The sequence below is a fragment of the Priestia sp. Y58 genome, assembly GCF_029522095.1.
In the GTDB taxonomy this organism is placed as follows: Bacteria; Bacillota; Bacilli; order Bacillales; family Bacillaceae_H; genus Priestia; species Priestia megaterium_E.
Genome location: NZ_JAKWFL010000019.1, coordinates 1 through 19339, shown reverse-complemented (window position 1 = coordinate 19339; position 19339 = coordinate 1). Strand labels below are relative to the sequence as shown.

Annotated in this window: 17 protein-coding genes, 2 tRNA genes, 3 rRNA genes and 2 riboswitches; of the genes, 19 read left to right on the top strand and 3 right to left on the bottom strand. The window is 38.7% G+C overall.

The annotated features are described in order from the left end of the window. The 8 genes from MMB68_RS27270 to tsaD form a co-directional block, all read left to right on the top strand. Positions 1-126 (top strand): 23S ribosomal RNA (locus MMB68_RS27270); the annotation flags it as partial. 69 nt (positions 127-195) lie between these two features. After that, a 5S ribosomal RNA gene (gene rrf, locus MMB68_RS27265) occupies positions 196-311 on the top strand. A gap of 25 nt (positions 312-336) precedes the next feature. Next, positions 337-413: transfer RNA gene (locus tag MMB68_RS27260), tRNA-Met, on the top strand. 4 nt (positions 414-417) lie between these two features. After that, positions 418-493: transfer RNA gene (locus MMB68_RS27255), tRNA-Asp, on the top strand. Positions 494-713: 220 nt separating this feature from the next. Further along, entirely contained in the window at positions 714-1184 is a 471-nt protein-coding gene (gene tsaE / locus MMB68_RS27250) for a tRNA (adenosine(37)-N6)-threonylcarbamoyltransferase complex ATPase subunit type 1 TsaE (protein ID WP_013081426.1), read from the top strand. Next, complete coding sequence (gene tsaB, locus MMB68_RS27245; RefSeq protein WP_014461962.1) at positions 1181-1879, top strand: tRNA (adenosine(37)-N6)-threonylcarbamoyltransferase complex dimerization subunit type 1 TsaB; 699 nt, start codon at positions 1181-1183, stop codon at positions 1877-1879. The genes tsaE and tsaB overlap by 4 nt, the downstream gene beginning before the upstream one ends. 14 nt (positions 1880-1893) lie before the next feature. Next, the gene (gene rimI / locus MMB68_RS27240; RefSeq protein ID WP_013055018.1) at positions 1894-2343 is read left to right on the top strand and encodes a ribosomal protein S18-alanine N-acetyltransferase; all 450 of its coding nucleotides are present in this window, start codon (positions 1894-1896) and stop codon (positions 2341-2343) included. Next, positions 2340-3356 (top strand): tRNA (adenosine(37)-N6)-threonylcarbamoyltransferase complex transferase subunit TsaD, encoded by a 1017-nt coding sequence (gene tsaD / locus MMB68_RS27235; protein WP_028410378.1) that lies wholly within the window; start codon positions 2340-2342, stop codon positions 3354-3356. The genes rimI and tsaD overlap by 4 nt, the downstream gene beginning before the upstream one ends. Positions 3357-3611: 255 nt before the next feature. Here tsaD and MMB68_RS27230 read toward each other — a convergent pair whose 3' ends face one another. Next, a complete protein-coding gene (locus MMB68_RS27230; protein WP_221786108.1) occupies positions 3612-5546 on the bottom strand; it encodes an ABC-F family ATP-binding cassette domain-containing protein in 1935 nt (644 codons plus the stop codon). Positions 5547-6004: 458 nt separating this feature from the next. Here MMB68_RS27230 and MMB68_RS27225 point away from each other — a divergent pair, with 458 nt between their 5' ends. From MMB68_RS27225 to tatC, 3 genes are read left to right on the top strand one after another with little or no spacing between them, the layout of a single operon-like run. Next, on the top strand, positions 6005-6643 hold the full coding sequence (locus MMB68_RS27225; protein ID WP_013055021.1) for a redox-sensing transcriptional repressor Rex: 639 nt from the start codon (positions 6005-6007) through the stop codon (positions 6641-6643). Positions 6644-6696: 53 nt separating this feature from the next. After that, positions 6697-6882, top strand: a complete 186-nt coding sequence (gene tatA, locus MMB68_RS27220) for a twin-arginine translocase TatA/TatE family subunit (RefSeq protein ID WP_013055022.1) — start codon at positions 6697-6699, stop codon at positions 6880-6882. 15 nt (positions 6883-6897) lie between these two features. After that, a complete protein-coding gene (gene tatC / locus MMB68_RS27215) occupies positions 6898-7653 on the top strand; it encodes a twin-arginine translocase subunit TatC (protein ID WP_013055023.1) in 756 nt (251 codons plus the stop codon). Positions 7654-7679: 26 nt separating this feature from the next. Here tatC and MMB68_RS27210 read toward each other — a convergent pair whose 3' ends face one another. Together MMB68_RS27210 and MMB68_RS27205 are read right to left on the bottom strand one after the other, a co-directional pair. Next, positions 7680-7907 carry a YdiK family protein gene (locus tag MMB68_RS27210; RefSeq protein WP_043977171.1) on the bottom strand — a complete coding sequence of 76 codons (228 nt, stop codon included), beginning with the start codon at positions 7905-7907 and terminating at the stop codon, positions 7680-7682. Continuing rightward, entirely contained in the window at positions 7904-8632 is a 729-nt protein-coding gene (locus MMB68_RS27205; protein WP_013055025.1) for a CPBP family intramembrane glutamic endopeptidase, read from the bottom strand. Before MMB68_RS27205 ends, MMB68_RS27210 begins: the two co-directional genes overlap by 4 nt. A gap of 299 nt (positions 8633-8931) precedes the next feature. On the opposite strand from MMB68_RS27205, the gene groES reads away from it, so the two are divergent. From groES to MMB68_RS27165, 8 genes are all read left to right on the top strand, one after another. Further along, positions 8932-9216, top strand: a complete 285-nt coding sequence (gene groES, locus MMB68_RS27200) for a co-chaperone GroES (protein ID WP_013055026.1) — start codon at positions 8932-8934, stop codon at positions 9214-9216. A gap of 67 nt (positions 9217-9283) precedes the next feature. Beyond that, positions 9284-10915, top strand: a complete 1632-nt coding sequence (gene groL, locus MMB68_RS27195; protein WP_013081432.1) for a chaperonin GroEL — start codon at positions 9284-9286, stop codon at positions 10913-10915. A gap of 158 nt (positions 10916-11073) precedes the next feature. Next, positions 11074-12024 carry an AAA family ATPase gene (locus tag MMB68_RS27190; protein WP_221786107.1) on the top strand — a complete coding sequence of 317 codons (951 nt, stop codon included), beginning with the start codon at positions 11074-11076 and terminating at the stop codon, positions 12022-12024. Positions 12025-12034: 10 nt separating this feature from the next. Beyond that, positions 12035-13225, top strand: coding sequence for a DUF58 domain-containing protein (locus tag MMB68_RS27185; RefSeq protein ID WP_221786106.1), 1191 nt, complete (start codon positions 12035-12037; stop codon positions 13223-13225). Continuing rightward, positions 13222-15414: a transglutaminase TgpA family protein gene (locus tag MMB68_RS27180; protein ID WP_221786105.1), complete on the top strand. Its 2193-nt coding sequence runs from the start codon at positions 13222-13224 to the stop codon at positions 15412-15414. Before MMB68_RS27185 ends, MMB68_RS27180 begins: the two co-directional genes overlap by 4 nt. A gap of 39 nt (positions 15415-15453) precedes the next feature. After that, positions 15454-15555: riboswitch (purine riboswitch) on the top strand. A 123-nt stretch (positions 15556-15678) separates the two neighbouring features. Further along, on the top strand, positions 15679-17208 hold the full coding sequence (gene guaA, locus MMB68_RS27175) for a glutamine-hydrolyzing GMP synthase (protein WP_035335974.1): 1530 nt from the start codon (positions 15679-15681) through the stop codon (positions 17206-17208). Positions 17209-17305: 97 nt separating this feature from the next. Continuing rightward, positions 17306-17407, top strand: a riboswitch (purine riboswitch). A gap of 132 nt (positions 17408-17539) precedes the next feature. After that, positions 17540-18865: an NCS2 family permease gene (locus MMB68_RS27170; RefSeq protein ID WP_013055032.1), complete on the top strand. Its 1326-nt coding sequence runs from the start codon at positions 17540-17542 to the stop codon at positions 18863-18865. Between the two features lie 372 nt (positions 18866-19237). Further along, positions 19238-19339 (top strand): 16S ribosomal RNA (locus tag MMB68_RS27165); the annotation flags it as partial.

Sequence of the window (19339 nt, the reverse complement as noted above, 5' to 3'; positions counted from 1 at the left end):
CAAGATGAGATTTCCCATAGCGCAAGCTAGTAAGATCCCTGAAAGATGATCAGGTTGATAGGTCAGAGGTGGAAGCGTGGCGACATGTGTAGCTGACTGATACTAATCGATCGAGGACTTAACCAAAATTTTAAAAGCGTAAGCTTTACTCAGCAAACTGTTACCTAGTTTTGAGAGAACAATCTCATATAAATGTCTAGTGATAATGGCAAAGAGGTCACACCCGTTCCCATACCGAACACGGAAGTTAAGCTCTTTAGCGCCGATGGTAGTTGGGACTTTGTCCCTGTGAGAGTAGGACATCGCTAGGCATTTTTATTTTGCTTTTTTTATCATCGCGGGGTGGAGCAGTTCGGTAGCTCGTCGGGCTCATAACCCGAAGGTCGCAGGTTCAAATCCTGTCCCCGCAACCAACATGGTCCCGTGGTGTAGCGGTTAACATGCCTGCCTGTCACGCAGGAGATCGCGGGTTCGATTCCCGTCGGGACCGCCATGTTTTAGAAACGAAACAATGTGTTTCGTCTTTTTTATTGTTTGAACCATTTTTATATAAAACTTTACCGTCCTTAGGAGCAATCCTAAGGAATTTTTTATATACAAAGAAATTTCTTCATAGAATTGTGATGTTAAAGATTGTTGGATTTCTTACTGGATATGTATAGTCCACAACGTTTACAATATATATATACAGATTGAAATGAGGTTCTGAATGAATGACAGAGATTAACGAATTTACGTTTATGTCTACGTCTCCTGATGAAACTAATCAGCTGGCTGCTCGTCTAGCAACTTTATTAGAAGCTGGTGACGTGCTGCTGCTTGAAGGCGATTTGGGAGCTGGAAAGACAACATTCACAAAAAGTTTAGCTAAAGGATTAGGAATTGAACGCAATGTGAATAGCCCGACATTTACGATCATTAAAGAATACAAAAGCGGTCGCCTTCCTCTTTATCATATGGATGTGTACCGTCTAGGGGATGAATTTGAAGACCTAGGGTTTGATGAGTATTTTGAAGGAGATGGCGTGACGGTCGTGGAGTGGGCTCATCTGATTGAAGAGCAGCTTCCTAATGAATATATTCAAATCAATATTTACCATGAAAACGAAACGACTCGTAAAATCCTTGTAAAAGCGATAGGCAGTCGGTACGTTGAAATATGTAAGGAGCTTTTTAAAAGATGAAAATGTTAGCCATTGATACATCCAATTTTGTCATGGGTGTTGCTGTCGTTGAAGAAAACAAAGTAATTGGAGAAATTATTACGAATCTAAAAAAGAACCACTCTGTTCGTGTGATGAACGCTGTGGAATCTTTGTTAAAGGATTGTGATATTGCGCCAAGCGAGCTAGACCGTATTGTAGTGGCACACGGTCCAGGATCTTATACAGGTGTACGCATTGGCGTTACCATTGCTAAGACACTTGCTTGGACTTTAAATATTCCTTTAATAGGTGTATCTAGCCTTGAGGCACTAGCAGCAAACGGTCGCTATTTTGATGGATATATTGCTCCGTTATTTGATGCGCGCCGTCAACAGCTTTATACAGGACTATACGAATGGAATAACGAACGAGGTCTTCTAGAAGTTGAAAGTGATCGACTTGTTATTAATAAAGACTGGGCGGAACATTTAAAGTCATACAACAAACCTATTTTATTCATAGGCAATGATCTTCCTATGCATGAAGAGGCGTTAAAAGAAGTGTTGGGTGAACAAGCTGTATTTGCCCATGTTCAGCAGTTTAATCCAAGACCAAGTGAATTGGCTTTCTTAGGAATGAAGAAAGAGCCGCAGTCTGTGCATACTTTTGTTCCGAACTACATTCGTTTAGCTGAAGCCGAAGCCAACTGGCTTGCTTCACAGCAAAAAGGATAAAAGAAGGTATAAACATGAAACTAACAATTAAGTTTCGTTTAATGGAAGTTAAAGATATTGATCAAGTAGTGAAAATCGAAGAGAAGTCTTTTACGACACCTTGGAGTTCAGAAGCGTTTCAAAATGAGTTAACCAATAATCAATTTTCAACTTACATTGTGATGGAAGAAGGAGAAAATATTATTGGGTATTGCGGAACGTGGATTGTTATCGACGAAGCACATGTAACCAACATTGCGCTATTGCCAGACTACCGAGGTAAGGGACTCGGTGAATTGCTGCTGCGCAACGTAATGGACGTTCTTCGAAAACTAGGTGCTACGTCAATGACATTAGAAGTTAGGGTATCTAATCATATTGCACAATCATTGTATCAAAAGCTAGGTTTTAAACCTGGAGGTATTCGTAAGAATTATTATTCTGATAACAATGAGGATGCATTAGTTATGTGGGTGAATTTATGAGTGAAAATCAATTAATTTTAGCATTAGAAACAAGCTGTGATGAGACAGCAGCAGCCGTGATTCGAAACGGTCATGAAATTGTAGCCAATGTGGTGGCCTCTCAAATAGAAAGTCATAAACGATTTGGCGGTGTCGTACCAGAAATTGCATCTCGTCATCATGTGGAACAAATTACGGTGGTAGTTGAAGAAACTTTAAATCAAGCGAACTTGACGTTTGCAGATATTGATGCAATAGCTGTAACGGAAGGACCAGGGCTTGTGGGAGCACTTCTTATTGGCGTAAATGCAGCCAAAGCGCTAGCATTTGCACATCAAAAGCCATTAATTGGTGTTCATCATATTGCAGGACATATTTATGCGAATCAGCTAATCAAAAAATTAGAGTTCCCCCTTTTATCGCTAGTTGTATCTGGAGGGCATACGGAGCTTGTATACATGGAAAGTCACGGCCAGTTTAAAGTGATTGGTGAAACGAGAGATGATGCAGCAGGAGAAGCCTACGATAAAGTAGCCCGCACGTTAAACCTTCCATATCCAGGCGGACCGCATATCGACCGCCTTGCACATGAGGGAGAGCCATTAATTGATTTGCCGCGTGCTTGGCTAGAAGAAGGATCCTATGATTTTAGTTTCAGTGGGTTAAAATCAGCAGTTATTAACACTGTCCACAACGCGAAGCAAAAAGGTGAAGAAATTCTTCCACAAACGCTTGCTGCTAGCTTTCAAGCGAGTGTTATTGATGTGTTAGTAACTAAAACCGTTAAAGCTGCAAAGGAATATAACGTTAAGCAAGTGTTAGTAGCAGGAGGAGTGGCTGCTAATAAAGGACTTAGAGCAGCGCTAGAAGAGGCATTTGCACCATTATCAAACATTGAACTTATTATCCCGCCGCTATCTCTATGCACGGATAATGCCGCAATGATTGGAGCAGCAGCAAGTGTACGATTTGCTCAAGGAAAACGTTCAGATATGTCATTAAACGCAAACCCCGGTTTAGACTTGGAAGAGTAAGAGACGAATGAGATTTAGTTCTCATTCGTCTTTTTTTGTGGATAAAAATAATTTATCAACAATATTCAATAAATTTAGAATTAACTGTGGATAATTATGTGGAAAAGTCCGTGCACTCAGTACACGGACCTGTTATTAACAAGTTTTAATTATGAAAATCAGACAGATATCCACTATTTATTCACAGAGTGGATAAAGCTTGTTCTAAAGCGTACGAACGAGTAAATAGGATGAATAAATACGAAAAAATATAGACTATTCTTCTAGAAGAAGCTGTAATTCTTCCCACTCTTCCATTAATGTGGATAACTGTGAAGAAATTTTTTCGTTTTCACCATTTAATCTTGATACTTCTTCGTGGTTTTGATAAATTTCAGGGTCACAAAGAAGTTCTTCATTCTCTGCTTGTGCGGCTTCTAATTTGTTTACTTCAGTTTCAATTTCTTCAATGCGGCGCGTTCGCTGCCTCATCAATTTCTTTTGTTCTTTATCTTGTTTATAGGACTGTTTATCTACTTTTACCGTGCGTTCTTCGTTTGCTTTTATATTTTCTAATTCTTTGATTTCCTCTATTTCTGCTTTCTTTTCTACATAATAGTCATAATCTCCAAGAAATTCTTCTACCCCTTCAGGAGATAGCTCTGCTATTTTGTTTGCAATACGATTAATAAAATAACGGTCATGTGAAACAAATAACAGAGTTCCTGGGTAATCGATTAACGCATTTTCGAGTACTTGTTTGCTATCTAAATCAAGATGGTTAGTAGGTTCATCTAAAATTAAGAAATTAGCTTTTTGAAGCATAAGCTTCGCAAGAGCCAAACGTGCTTTTTCACCACCGCTAAGCGTGGAAACGATTTTCAGTACATCATCACCTGAAAACAGAAAATTTCCAAGCGCTGTACGAATTTCTTTCTCAGGTTTGGATGGGTAGTCATCCCAAAGCTCATTTAAAACGGTTTTATTAGACGTTAAATTAGCTTGCTCTTGGTCGTAATAACCAACCATTACGTTTGAGCCAAAAGAAATGGTTCCAGTCTTGAAACTTAGTTTATCCACAATACCTTTTAATAACGTAGATTTCCCAACTCCATTAGGGCCAACCAACGCAAGGCTTTCACCTTTTTTAATCCGAAGGTTTGCGTCTTGGACGACGTATTTGTGTTCATCATATCCGATGGACACGTTTTCGAGGTTTAAGACTTCATTTCCGCTTTGACGCTCAATTTCAAACGAAAAACTAGCTGATTTTTCGCCTTCGTTAGGTCGATTTATTAACTCCATTCGATCGAGCTGCTTACGTCTGCTTTGCGCACGTTTTGTAGTCGATGCGCGGGCGATGTTTCGCTGAATAAAATCATTTAGTTTTGCGACTTCATCTTGCTGCTTTTCGTACTGACGCAACTCTTTTTCATATCGCTCTGCTTTTTGTACAAGGTATTTAGAGTAGTTGCCCGTGTACTTGACCGTTGTTTTTTGTGTGACTTCATACACTTGATTTACGACCTTATCAAGGAAGTAACGATCGTGTGAAACAATTAAAATAGCTCCTTCATACCCTTGCAGAAACTGTTCCAGCCATGCTAAAGTTTCAATATCTAAGTGGTTGGTAGGCTCATCCAGAATAAGCAAGTCTGGCTTTGTTAAAAGCAGTTTTGCAAGAGCCAAGCGCGTTTTTTGTCCACCGCTCAAGGAGGAAATAGGGGTGCTATAGTCAAAGTTTGAAAAACGGAAACCGTGAAGAATAGATCGTGTATCCGCTTCATATTGATAGCCGCCTAAATCTTTGAACGTTACTTGAAGCTGATCGTACTCTTTGGTTAGTTTTTCGTATTGAACTGAATCATTAAAAATGTCTGGATCGCCCATCTTTGTTTCAAGCGTACGTAATTCTTTTTCCATCTTCTTTAACGGAGCAAAGACCGTCATCATTTCTTCCCATATGGAGAGTGTTGACTCAAGAACTGTATCTTGTCCCATATAATCAATGGAAACACCTTTAGGTTTAATAATTTCTCCGCTGTCATAAGAAAGCTGCTCAGCAATAATTTTTAATAAAGTTGATTTACCAGCACCGTTTCGTCCCACTAGGGCAATGCGGTCTTTTGATTGTACTTCTAACTTTATATTCGATAAAATGGGTTCTGCCCCATAGTATTTTGTAATACCGTTCAATTGTAGAATAATCATTTTTTCACCTCTAGTAGTATATCCATAGTGTATTTTAACATATTTTCAACTACAAGTTCTTCCTACAAGCGTTTGTAATTTGCAGAGGGACAAGAACAAATGATGAAGCGAATGTTTTGATTCATGAAATAAAATGATTTTACCTGCACATTTTATACAGGATACTATGTTAAAATAAGAGATAAGTGCATCTCTGAACTTATATATGATGGATGTAGAAAATCCGTCATGACTAACAAACGGATCCTTTGAAGGGCTAATTGCTTCGTTCTAGCTACCGACTTTAAGTAGTGCTGGATAGACAAAAGGCGTCGGGGTGTGAAGCGGAGTATATATAAAACAAGAGAAAAGAGAGAGAATTGGAAGCGCTACCTCAAAGCGGTTGAGGCTTTGTGAAAGGTAATGCAATATGACTTGAAAATGTTAGTAATGACATACATGAACTGAGGGGGTACAACGTGAACACTGAACAATTAAAAATACCACAAGCAACGGCTAAACGATTGCCGCTTTATTATCGTTTTTTAAAAAACTTGCATGCTTCTGGTAAACAGCGTGTTTCGTCAGCGGAGTTAAGTGAGGCAGTGAAAGTTGATTCTGCTACTATTCGCCGGGATTTTTCTTACTTTGGAGCATTAGGGAAAAAGGGATACGGCTACAATGTGAATTATTTACTTACATTTTTCCGTAAAACGTTAGACCAAGATGAAGTAACGAAAGTAGCACTTATTGGCGTAGGGAATCTGGGAACGGCCTTTTTAAATTATAATTTTATTAAAAATAATAACACCAAAATTGAGTGCGCTTTTGATGTGATAGAAGATAAAGTCGGTACAAAAGTAGGCGACGTGCCGGTTTATCACCTTGACCAATTGGAAGATTATATGAGTGATGATATCTCAGTGGCGATTTTAACCGTTCCTGCCACTGTGGCTCAGCAAATTACCGATCGTTTAGTGAATTGCGGAATTAAAGGGATTTTAAACTTCACTCCTGCACGCTTAAACGTACCGGATGAGATTCGACTGCATCATATTGATCTGGCTGTAGAATTACAGTCGCTTGTCTACTTTTTGAAAAATTATCCTGTTGAATAAGATGGACTGTGTTACGATTTCCTTAAGTCTAAATTAATAAGGAGAGTGGGAATATGGGGATTGGAGCAGGCAGTTGGATTATTATTGCGATTGTAGCACTGCTTATTTTTGGACCGAAACGGTTACCGGAGCTAGGAAGATCAGTCGGGCAAACGCTTAGAGAGTTTAAGCATGCCGCTAGCGGTGCATCAGAAGATCGTGAAAAAGATAAACAGCGTCAAGTAGATGACAAAGAGTAAAAGGGTGATCATAGTATGACCGAACAAGAAATGTCAATATATGATCATATAGGAGAGCTGCGAAAACGCATTTTAATTGTTTTATTTTTCTTTGTCATTGCCACAATTGGCGGCTTTTTTATAGCGGATAAAGTTATTGTCTATTTACAGCATGCTGATGAGGCAAAAAATTTAACGATGAATGCATTTAGGCTAACAGATCCAGTTAAGATTTATATGCAGTTTGCTGTTATTATTGGCTGTGTACTTGCAGCTCCTGTTGCACTGTATCAACTTTGGGCATTTATTAGTCCTGGTTTATATGAAAAAGAGCGTAAGGTAACGCTTGGATATATTCCTGTTTCCATTTTTCTCTTTATCGGCGGTGTCTCTTTTTCTTATTTTGTGTTGTTTCCATTTGTCGTCGATTTTATGACGCGCGTTTCTGATGAGCTGAATGTAAACCAAGTGATTGGCATTAATGAATACTTTTCTTTTTTAATGCAGCTCACACTGCCTTTTGGGCTGTTGTTTCAGCTTCCTGTTGTCGTCATGTTTTTGACGCGATTAGGAATTATCACGCCTATGTTTTTATCTCAAATTCGAAAGTATGCCTATTTCGTACTGCTAGTTATTGCCGCACTTATTACACCACCGGAATTGCTCTCGCACATGATGGTGACAGTGCCGCTCTTAATTTTGTATGAAATCAGCATCATTATTTCCCGCATTTCGTATCGCAAAGTGTTAAAGGCAAGGGCAGAGCAAGAAAGAGAAGATGTTAGTATGTAAAAAAAACCACTGAAACAGTGGTTTTTTTATTTAGATGAATCATCTTGATTTTTATATTGCTGCTGCAACTTTTTAATTTTATAGTGCAAGATAAAAATGCGAACCGCAAATCTGAAATCGAACGCGGCTACGAGTGCAAATAAGATTGTGGGGAAATTCCACACGGTTTCCTGAGCATTTTGAATAGCCAGGTAGGTGAATAAAACCCCCATAATAATATAAATAAACCCTCGTGTTAAAGGGATATTCTTCATAAAAACATGCCTCCAAAAATAAACTGCATTTGTTCTGCTTGCTTTTGCATTTCTATAATTTTATCTGCAAAAATAGTTTGAGATAAAATAACGATTGTATTCATCAACACGTGAGCAATAATGGGTACAATAATTAGTTTTGTTCTTGCATAAAGGAATGCAAATACAAATCCCATGGCTGTATACACGAGCAAATGTTTAAAATCCCAGTGTACGGCAGCGAAAATAAGGGAACTAATAAATGCAGAGATAAAGAAATTATATCGTTTGTGAAGAGAGCCGAAAATAATCTTTCGAAAAATAATCTCTTCTAGAATCGGTCCAATTACAGACGTAACGACAATGAGGAACGGCGTTGCTTTAACAAGATTAACAATATTTTGTGTGTTTTCAGATACTTGGGTAATGCCAAGAGCGTGCTCAATCATACCTGCTACAGCTTGACCAGCCATAGCCAGGAACACCCCAAGGACTGACCAGACCACAGTTACCGTTGTTCCCGCATGTTCTATACGCATGGACATGTCACGGCGCAGCAGCAGTAAGACAATAAGTAAACCAAGGATAAAGCTAATGATGGTCCAATAAGTCAAAAGCATGACATTCGCTGTTCGAACTGGATATTGATCAAACATTCCTGTTAATTTTAACAGCGGTATACCAACAACTCCTGAAAACTGCATAAGGATGTAGGTGAGGATAACATACCAATAACGTTTTTCCAATCTTCTATACTCCTTTAAAAGGTTTTTATGTATATATGTCGAAGAAGTACTGTAAAGTTAGTAATTTCTTCTTGCTCGTATTGTAACATACATATTATTGAACAGAGAAAAGAATGCTTTATTTCTCAAAATCGTCGAAATCTAAGACTATTATATGTAGTTGTTGTAAATTTTAAATTTTTTTTGTTTAATACTTGCAAAAAAAACCCACTTTGTTTTAATATAATAATTGTGTTAGCACTCGTCGAGGTTGAGTGCTAATAAAAATGTAAACATATTATTTGAGGAGGTTGTTTCACTTGTTAAAGCCATTAGGTGATCGCGTAGTGATTGAACTTGTAAAATCTGAGGAAAAAACAGCAAGCGGTATCGTGTTACCGGACAGTGCAAAAGAAAAGCCACAAGAGGGTAAAATTGTTGCTGTAGGTACAGGCCGAGTATTAGAAAGCGGTGAGCGTGTAGCTTTAGAAGTAGCTGCGGGCGATCGTATCATCTTCTCAAAATATGCGGGTACTGAAGTGAAATACGAAGGCACTGAATACTTAATTTTACGCGAAAGCGATATTTTAGCTGTAATCGGCTAATTTTAACCACAAACTTATCATACGTAAAAAATAGATTATTAAGAACATCTTGAGGAGGTCAAAGAACATGGCAAAAGACATTAAATTTAGCGAAGAAGCACGTCGCGCAATGCTACGTGGTGTAGATACATTAGCAAATGCTGTAAAAGTAACGCTTGGACCAAAAGGTCGTAACGTTGTATTGGAAAAGAAATTCGGTTCACCGCTTATTACAAATGATGGTGTAACAATTGCAAAAGAAATCGAATTAGAAGACGCATTTGAAAATATGGGTGCTAAATTAGTAGCGGAAGTTGCTAGCAAAACAAACGACGTTGCTGGTGACGGTACAACTACTGCAACAGTTTTAGCGCAAGCAATGATCAGAGAAGGTCTTAAAAACGTAACGGCTGGTGCTAACCCAATGGGTATCCGTAAAGGTATGGAAAAAGCAGTAGCTGTAGCGGTTGAAGAACTAAAAGCAATCTCTAAACCAATTCAAGGTAAAGATTCAATTGCTCAAGTAGCGGCTATCTCAGCAGCTGACGAAGAAGTAGGTCAATTAATTGCTGAAGCAATGGAGCGCGTTGGTAACGACGGCGTTATCACACTTGAAGAATCAAAAGGTTTCACAACTGAATTAGAAGTGGTAGAAGGTATGCAGTTTGACCGTGGATATGCATCTCCTTACATGGTAACTGATTCAGATAAAATGGAAGCTGTATTAGATGATCCATACATCTTAATCACAGACAAAAAAATCGGTAACATTCAAGAAATCTTACCGGTATTAGAGCAAGTTGTTCAACAAGGCAAGCCTCTATTAATCATCGCTGAAGACGTAGAAGGCGAAGCTTTAGCAACATTAGTTGTGAACAAACTTCGTGGTACATTTACAGCTGTAGCTGTTAAAGCTCCTGGTTTTGGTGATCGTCGTAAAGCAATGTTACAAGATGTTGCAATCCTAACAGGCGGAGAAGTAATCACTGAAGAGCTTGGTCTTGACTTAAAAACAGCAAGCATCGATCAATTAGGTCGCGCTTCTAAAATTGTTGTAACAAAAGAAAATACAACAGTTGTAAACGGTGCAGGAAACGCAGAAGATATCCTAGCACGCGTAAACCAAATCAAAGCTCAGCTTGAAGAAACAACTTCAGAGTTTGACCGTGAAAAATTACAAGAGCGCTTAGCAAAACTTGCTGGTGGCGTAGCTGTAATTAAAGTTGGGGCGGCAACTGAAACTGAGTTAAAAGAACGTAAATTACGTATTGAAGATGCATTAAACTCTACGCGTGCTGCGGTTGAAGAAGGTATCGTAGCTGGTGGTGGTACTGCATTAGTAAATATCTATAATAAAGTAGCAAGCATCGAAGCTGACGGTGACACTGCTACAGGTATCAACATCGTATTACGTGCGATTGAAGAGCCTGTACGTCAAATCGCTCACAACGCTGGTTTAGAAGGATCAGTAATCGTTGAGCGTCTAAAAGGCGAAGCAGTTGGAACTGGATTTAACGCTGCAACTGGCGAGTGGGTAAATATGCTAGACACTGGTATCGTTGACCCAACAAAAGTAACGCGTTCAGCTCTTCAAAATGCTTCTTCTGTAGCGGCTATGTTCTTAACAACTGAAGCAGTTGTTGCTGACAAGCCAGAAGAAGGCGGAGCACCTGCAATGCCTGACATGGGCGGCATGGGTGGAATGGGCGGCATGATGTAATCACTGCCCTACCTAAAAAAGCGACCAAGTACTCACTTGGTCGCTTTTTTGCGTGCATTAATATTTTCAGATTTTTTTAAAATTTGTTAAGATAGTACTATGTTTATTGAAAAACATACTAAACTCAAGGCTTAACTGAGTTTTAAGGGGGAGCTTCGTTGATTCAGCTGGATCATATTAATAATAAATTAAATCAAGTATTAGAAAACATTGATCAAATTGTAATCGGAAAGCGTCATGTATCTACGTTGAGTTTGGTTGCTTTGCTTGCAAAGGGGCATATTTTGCTTGAAGATGTGCCGGGTGTGGGGAAAACGATGCTCGTGAAGGCACTGGCCAAATCGATTGATGCCGAGTTTAAACGAATTCAATTCACGCCTGATTTGCTGCCGTCCGATGTAACAGGTGTTTCTATTTACAGTCCAAAAGACATGGAATTTCATTTTCGTCCAGGTCCTATCATGAGCCACATTGTGCTCGCTGATGAGATTAACAGGACTTCTCCTAAAACACAATCGGCGCTTTTAGAAGCAATGGCTGAGCATCATGTAACAACCGATGGTATCACCCGGGAAATTCCAGCGCCTTTTTTTGTGATGGCTACTCAAAATCCTGTTGATTTTGATGGGACCTATCATTTGCCGGAAGCGCAGCTGGATCGATTTTTATTCAAATTAAGCATGGGGTATCCTACGCAGGAAGAGGAGCTTCAAATTTTAAACGGCGTATCGACTCAAGTTAATCTTGAGGATGTCAAACCCGTTATGAGCATTCCAGAATTAGTACAGGCTCAAAAAACTGTAAGCAGTATTTATGTAGATGATGCGATTAAGCACTATATCATCGAAATCATTCGCAAAACGCGCTCTCATCCACATATTTCGTTAGGTATTAGTCCTCGTGGAACGGTTTCCTTTATGAAGGCCGTTCAAGCATATGCTTTAGTGAAGGGAAGAGACTACTGTCTTCCTGATGATGTTCAAGAGCTTGCTTCGTATGTGTGTGCACATCGATTAACGCTAAGATCTGATACCCAGTACAGCGGCTTAACAGCGGGTGATGTGATGAAGCAAATTATGGCTGATACGAAAGTACCTGTTAAAAGGTAAGAGGTACTTTATGAAACAGTATATAAAAGTGATATGGAATAAATGTAGAGACTGGTTCGTTTTATTCTGCATCTTTGCTGCTACGTTTTCTTACGCGATGTTTCAAGGGGGCTTTGTCAGCTGGTTTTTATTTTATAGCTTCTTACCTTTTGGATCATATGCGGCAGCCGTTTTGCTTTATCCGTTAAAGAAGTGGAATGTTACTCGTGATGTGAAGCTACAGCCTCGATTCGCTGGAGATCATCTTTCGTATGACATTCACATTACACGCTCCTCGGCTTTTCCTGTTTATATGGCAGCAGTGAAAGAGGAGAGTAACCTTTTAGATCAAGAAGAAAGAACAATTTATCCGCTTTTTCAACGAAACGCTGTTATTCCGTATGAAAGATCGTTTGTAGAAAGAGGAGAATATGAATTTTTTACGATTTCGATTGAAATGAGTGATTTATTAGGAATTGTAAAAAAGAAGGCATATTATCCACTGCAGCAGCGGTTTGTCGTGTATCCTCAAATCCATGAGATAGATATCCCGTTTCTTTTAGCGGGAATAGAAGAAGGAAAAAATGAAGTTTCGACGGGGAATCAATCTACTACGTTAGTGACAGGCATTAGAGAATACCAGCCGGGTGACCGATTAGGGTCTATCGATTGGAAGGCGACGGCTCGTAAAGCTACGTTGATTTCTAAAGAGTTTGGTCATTACCATGAACGGAGTATGATTATCATTGCAGATGTTATAAGCTCTCTATACTTTGAAGAACGAATGAGCTTTCTGGCATCCATGCTCATTCATGAAGAAACCAAGCGTAAAAAAATCGATTTTCTTTTAGCTGGAGATGCACTTTTTTCACCCAAAACCTCTGAACAAAGTGAGACCGATAACCTGTTGTATCACTTAGCGCGTGCACAGCCTGTGAACAACCGAGTATTCGAAACAGAATTTAAGGGTATTGCCATTCAAAAGCAGCATTCTTTTATGGTCATTGTCAGTCAAGTTACAGGGACTCTCATTGGGCAGGTTCAATCTAAGCTGAGTCTGCATGCTAAGGCATCAATAATTGTCGTTAAAGATGAAGGAGCAGGGCTTAGTGACGAAGAGACGGTTATTGTAAATGGAATACAATCTTCTGCTTTAACGATTGAAGTCGTTAATATTCCTCTTCCTCTATCATCTAAAGGAAGTGAGGGCGGAAATAAGTGAATAAATCAGCTTTGTATGTAAAAAACATCTTATTGTACGCGGGAGCATTCTTTTTATTAGTGGAATGGCTTCTTCCTTTAAATGAAGTGACGGATACCAATCAAATTCAGTACTTTATATTGTTTGTTGCTTACTGTTTTTTGTGTTTAACGTTTCGCTTGCCGTTTATCGTGATGACGTTAGGGAGTATATTGTTTATTTTGTTTTCGCTTCACAATCTCTATTTCCAAGGAGCCTTCTTTTCTTCAGACTGGCTTCCGAGACTTTTGGAGATTCTTCAGTCAGATGCACAAAGTATCATGGAGTGGAATATAGCGAATTTATCATTTGAAATGAGGAGCACTTTATTTTTTGTGCTGCTTTGGATTATGGCTTATTTAATTCGATATTGGATCTTTTATCAAAAAAGAATTTTCTTCTTTTTCTTCTTAACTATTTTGTATATTACCGTGTTGGATACCTTTTCTACTTACGATGCGGGAGCTGCTATTATTCGCGTGACCATTATTGGATTTTTATTAGTAGCCATGCTTCGCATAAATCCTGAACGCATAAAAGCTGCGAGCACTGAGCGTTTAGAAAATAGAAAACGATCGTTTCTTTTTTTAGGCAGTTTTTTAGCTATCGTCATTGTGCTGGCTTATCTTGCTCCTAAACCAGGGCCACAGTGGCCAGATCCCGTACCTTTTATCACAGCGCATACAACAAATCAAGGACAGGGAGAATCTGCAAGCGGTCAACGAATTGGCTATGATATGGACGATTCTAAATTGGGGGGATCGTTTGTTAATGATGATACGGTTGTGTTTACAGCCAAAGTAGAGGATGAGCACTATTGGCGTATTGAAACGAAAGATGTTTATACAGGTAAGGGGTGGGAGCTGTCTAAAGAGGAAGAAAAAGTACCCTTTAAAGGAAATGAAAACTTACTCCCTCAATATGACTCAAGTGTAGCAGGACAAGTAAGAAAAGCAGAAGTTACCTATTCGCAGCCTTCTGTTCATCTTATGCATGTTCCTCAACTGCTGTCGCTAACCTTAAAAAATGGCATTCAAACCGATGTTACCCCGACAAATGAAAAATTATATCCTTATCAAAATGACAAGCTTGTTACTGTTCAATCGTATGAGATGACGTATAAATACCCTGTATTTGATATTGGACTTCTTCAGCAAGCAGAGGAAAAAAAGGCAGAGAGTTTAGAGAATAATAACGAATTTATAGCAAGGTATACACAACTTCCTGCTAACTTGCCGAAACGAGTAAAGGATTTAGCTCGTGAGGTAACAAAAAATAAGAACAATCGTTATGAAAAAGCGAAAGCCGTTGAAGAATACTTCCGATCAAATCCATATGTATATGATACTGAAAATGTTCCAATTCCTACGAAAAATAAAGATTATGTGGATCAATTTTTGTTTGATACAAAAAGAGGGTACTGTGATAACTTCTCTACTTCTATGGTTGTGCTGCTTCGTTCATTAGATATTCCTGCTCGGTGGGTAAAGGGCTATACAGAAGGTGATGCCACCGTCATTTCAGGAAGTAGTAAGTGGACAACCTATGAAATCACACAAAATAATGCTCATTCTTGGGTCGAAGTCTATTTTCCAGGAGCGGGTTGGGTACCTTTTGAACCAACAAAAAGTTTTTCTAATCCTTATGATTTTGTAGATAGCCAACCTAACAACTCTAGTGAAAATAGTCAAAGGGAAGAAGAGAAACAAGAAACGCAAGTGAAGGAGCAGCCTAAGGAAAAAGAGCTTCCGGCACAAGAAGAAAGAGCGAAAGAAAAAACAGCTTCTCTTCAAAATGCTAAGTTGTCTATAAAGTGGAAAGTGCTTTTCTGCGGACTGATTGTAGTTATGTTAATAGTAATATATCTCAATCGATTTAAATGGTTTTTACCTTTTTATATCGCTTTTTATAAAAAGAAAGAGAGTGTGGAAACCTTTGAATCAGCGTATGCTTTTTTACTTAAAAGACTCGCTGCAAATGGACTAAAGCGCCAAGAAAGTCAAACGCTGCGCGACTTTGCAAGAGAAGTAGACGGAAAATTAAATACGGTAAATATGCTACAATTAACGGAAAAATACGAGCGGGTGTTGTATCGAAATGCAGACTCCATAAAAGAATGGAAAGAGTCGATTGAATTGTGGGAAAATTTAATCAAAAAAACGAGTTCTTGACCATTGTTTCGCGGATTGATAGAATATTCTCGAACTTACTATAAATGTTTCGTATACCTTCATATATCCTCGATAATATGGTTCGAGAGTCTCTACCGGGTCACCTTAAACGATCTGACTATGAAGGCAGAACAGTCTATTTGACGATAAACGTCGTGCTCAACTAGACTTCTGCCTTTGTTTTTTGAGGGAGAAGTCTAGTTTTTTTTATATTTTAGGGCATAATAACAAGTGATTATTTACACATTCGGAGAGGTGAACAAGATGGAAGGCATGATTGTTGTATTAGATTTTGGTAGTCAATATAACCAATTGATTACGCGTCGCATTCGCGAGTTCGGAGTATATAGTGAATTGCATCCGCACACAATTACAGCAGAAGAGATTAAAGCATTAAATCCAAAGGGAATTATTTTCTCTGGAGGCCCAAACAGTGTGTACGGTGAAAACGCATTTCACTGCGATGAAAACATTTTTGAATTAGGTATTCCTGTTTTAGGTATTTGTTATGGAATGCAATTAATGACTCATCATTTTGGCGGGAAGGTAGAAGGTGCTAGCCATCGTGAATATGGTAAAGCAGCGATTAACGTACAAAACGATTCATTAATGTACCATGAGTTGCCAAAAGAACAAGTTGTTTGGATGAGTCACGGTGATTTAGTTGTAGAAACACCAGCTGGTTTTGAAGTGGACGCAACTAGCCCATCTTGTCCAATTGCCGCAATGAGTAACAAAGATAAGAATATGTACGGAGTGCAGTTCCATCCAGAAGTTCGCCATTCAGTGCACGGTAACCATATCTTAAAGAACTTCGTGTTTGAAGTATGTCATGCTGAAGCAAACTGGTCAATTGAGAACTTCATTGAAGTTGAAATGGATAAAATCCGTGAAACAGTTGGAGATAGAAAAGTACTTTGCGCACTTAGCGGCGGAGTAGACTCTTCAGTAGTAGCTGTATTAATTCACAAAGCAATTGGTGATCAGTTAACATGTATGTTCGTAGATCACGGTTTATTACGTAAAGGTGAAGCGGAAAGCGTAATGGAAACATTTAGCGAAGGCTTTAATATGAACGTAATTAAAATCGATGCAAAAGATCGCTTCTTAGAAAAATTAAACGGCGTATCAGATCCTGAACAAAAGCGTAAAATCATCGGTAATGAATTTATTTATGTATTCGATGACGAAGCTGCTAAATTAAAAGGGTTTGATTTCCTAGCTCAAGGTACGCTATACACAGATATTATCGAGAGTGGGACAGCTACAGCTCAAACGATCAAATCTCACCACAACGTAGGTGGATTACCGGAAGATATGCAGTTCAAACTAATCGAACCGTTAAACACGCTATTCAAAGATGAAGTACGTGCATTAGGTTCTGAATTAGGTATCCCTGATAACATCGTTTGGCGTCAACCTTTCCCAGGACCAGGTCTAGGTATTCGTGTACTTGGTGCAATTACGGAAGAGAAGTTAGAAATTGTACGTGAGTCGGATGCTATTTTACGTGAAGAGATTGCAAAAGCTGACTTAGAGCGCGATATCTGGCAATACTTTACGGTTCTTCCTGACATCCGCAGTGTAGGTGTAATGGGAGATGCTCGTACGTATGATTACACAATCGGTATTCGTGCTGTTACATCGATTGATGGTATGACTTCTGACTGGGCGCGTATTCCTTGGGATGTGCTTGAAGTTATCTCAACGCGTATTGTAAACGAAGTTAAGCATATTAACCGCGTAGTGTATGATATTACAAGTAAGCCACCTGCAACAATTGAATGGGAATAATATGTAAGAAAACCGAACAAACGAACATTCTTTTATAAGAATGTTCGTTTTTTGTTGACTTTTTTAAAAAGTTAATGGTAGGATAGTAACATAAAACAGCGAGATATAGCTTTAATGTCGTATAATCTTGGGGATAAGGCCCAAAAGTTTCTACCGAGCTACCGTAAATGGCTTGACTACGAGAAAGTAATACATGTATGTGTAAAAATCTTTTGTTTTTTTGGCTCATACATTTCTCTTTTAGTCGATCTTATGCCTTTACGCGCCTAGTGTAGAGGCATTTTTTATGGCTTGCCAAGTGCATGCGGCTTCTATAAAGGGAGGAAAAAACGTGAAGAAGTATTTTCGTTTTGAAGAGCTGGGTACTAGCTATCGAAAAGAGTTTATAGCTGGCCTTACAACTTTTCTATCTATGGCTTACATTTTATTTGTTAATCCATCTGTGCTATCACTAAGTGATGTAAAGGATCTGCCTGACAGTATGAGAATGGACCAAGGGGCTGTATTTACAGCTACTGCTTTAGCGGCAGCTTTGGGATCAATTGTTATGGGAGTCCTTGGTAGGTATCCAATTTCATTAGCTCCAGGTATGGGATTAAACGCATTTTTTGCTTATACAGTTGTTCTGACAATGGGAATTCCATGGCAGACGGCTTTAACGGGTGTTATGATATCAGGTGTTATTTTTATTCTTTTAACATTAACAAGCCTGCGAGAAAAAATTATTAATTCTATTCCTATTGAATTAAAAATGGCTGTTGGAGCAGGTATTGGCTTATTTATTAGTTTTATTGGTATGAAAGGTGCCGGAATCATCGTCAAAGATGATGCTACATTTGTTGGACTGGGTGATTTAACTAACCCAACAACGTTACTTGCGGTTTTTGGCATTGTAATTACTATTGTATTAATGGTGCTTCGGGTAAATGCAGCTGTATTTATCGGTATGATTGTAACGGCTGTAGCAGGTATGGCTTTTGGTTTAATTGATACACCTAAAGCAGTTGTTTCATCAGTTCCTAGTCTTGATCCGACGTTTGGGGCAGCTTTTCAAAATATCGGTGATATCTTTACTGTAAAGATGCTAGTCGTCATTTTAACTTTCTTATTTGTTGATTTCTTCGATACAGCAGGTACGATGGTTGCTGTAGCGAGTCAAGCAGGGCTTATGAAAGATAATAAACTTCCGCGAGCGGGCAGAGCGTTATTGGCAGATTCTAGTGCGATTGTAGTTGGTGCTGTTCTTGGTACCTCATCAACAACAGCTTATGTAGAGTCTACGGCTGGAGTAGCAGCGGGCGGACGTTCAGGATTTACTGCAATCGTAACGGCGGCGTTTTTCTTAGTTGCACTGTTCTTTTCTCCATTGTTAGCGGTCGTAACACCAGCTGTTACTGCGCCAGCTTTAATTACGGTAGGAGCTCTGATGGTGTCAAATTTAGGAGAAATTAATTGGAAAGAGTTCGAAGTAGCAGTTCCCGCATTTTTCACGGTAATTATGATGCCACTAACATACAGTATTGCAACAGGTATTGCGGTTGGTTTTATCTTTTATCCTATTACAATGTTATGCAGCAAGCGTGGAAAAGAAGTTCATCCAATTATGTATGCTCTCTGTATCATCTTCATACTCTATTTTGCATTCTTAGCAGAATAGTTTAAATAAAAAAGTTCAGTTTAATGACTGGGCTTTTTTTTTATGGTAAGATAAGAAAACTGCATAGCGGCTAGATTGCTATTGTAATAGAGAGTATTCAATCATTTTACTGAAGGTTTACTTCATTAACTTTTTAATTTATAAAGTTTTTTAGAAAAATGATTGACTCTATATATTATATATGGTAAATTATTAAATGTCGCTGATGAACAGCGCAGTTGAGAGAAACATTTTGAAAAAAGATGTTGACATCAAAATGATAGAATGTTATACTAATAAAGTTGCTTCAGAGCAACGGTTGAACTTTGAAAACTGAACAAAGCGACAAACGTCAACGTTAAATTTTATTTTTAATTGAGCAAGTCAAACATTTCTTCGGAGAGTTTGATCCTGGCTCAGGATGAACGCTGGCGGCGTGCCTAATACATGCAAGTCGAGCGAACTGATTAGAAGCTTGCTTCTATGACGTTAGCG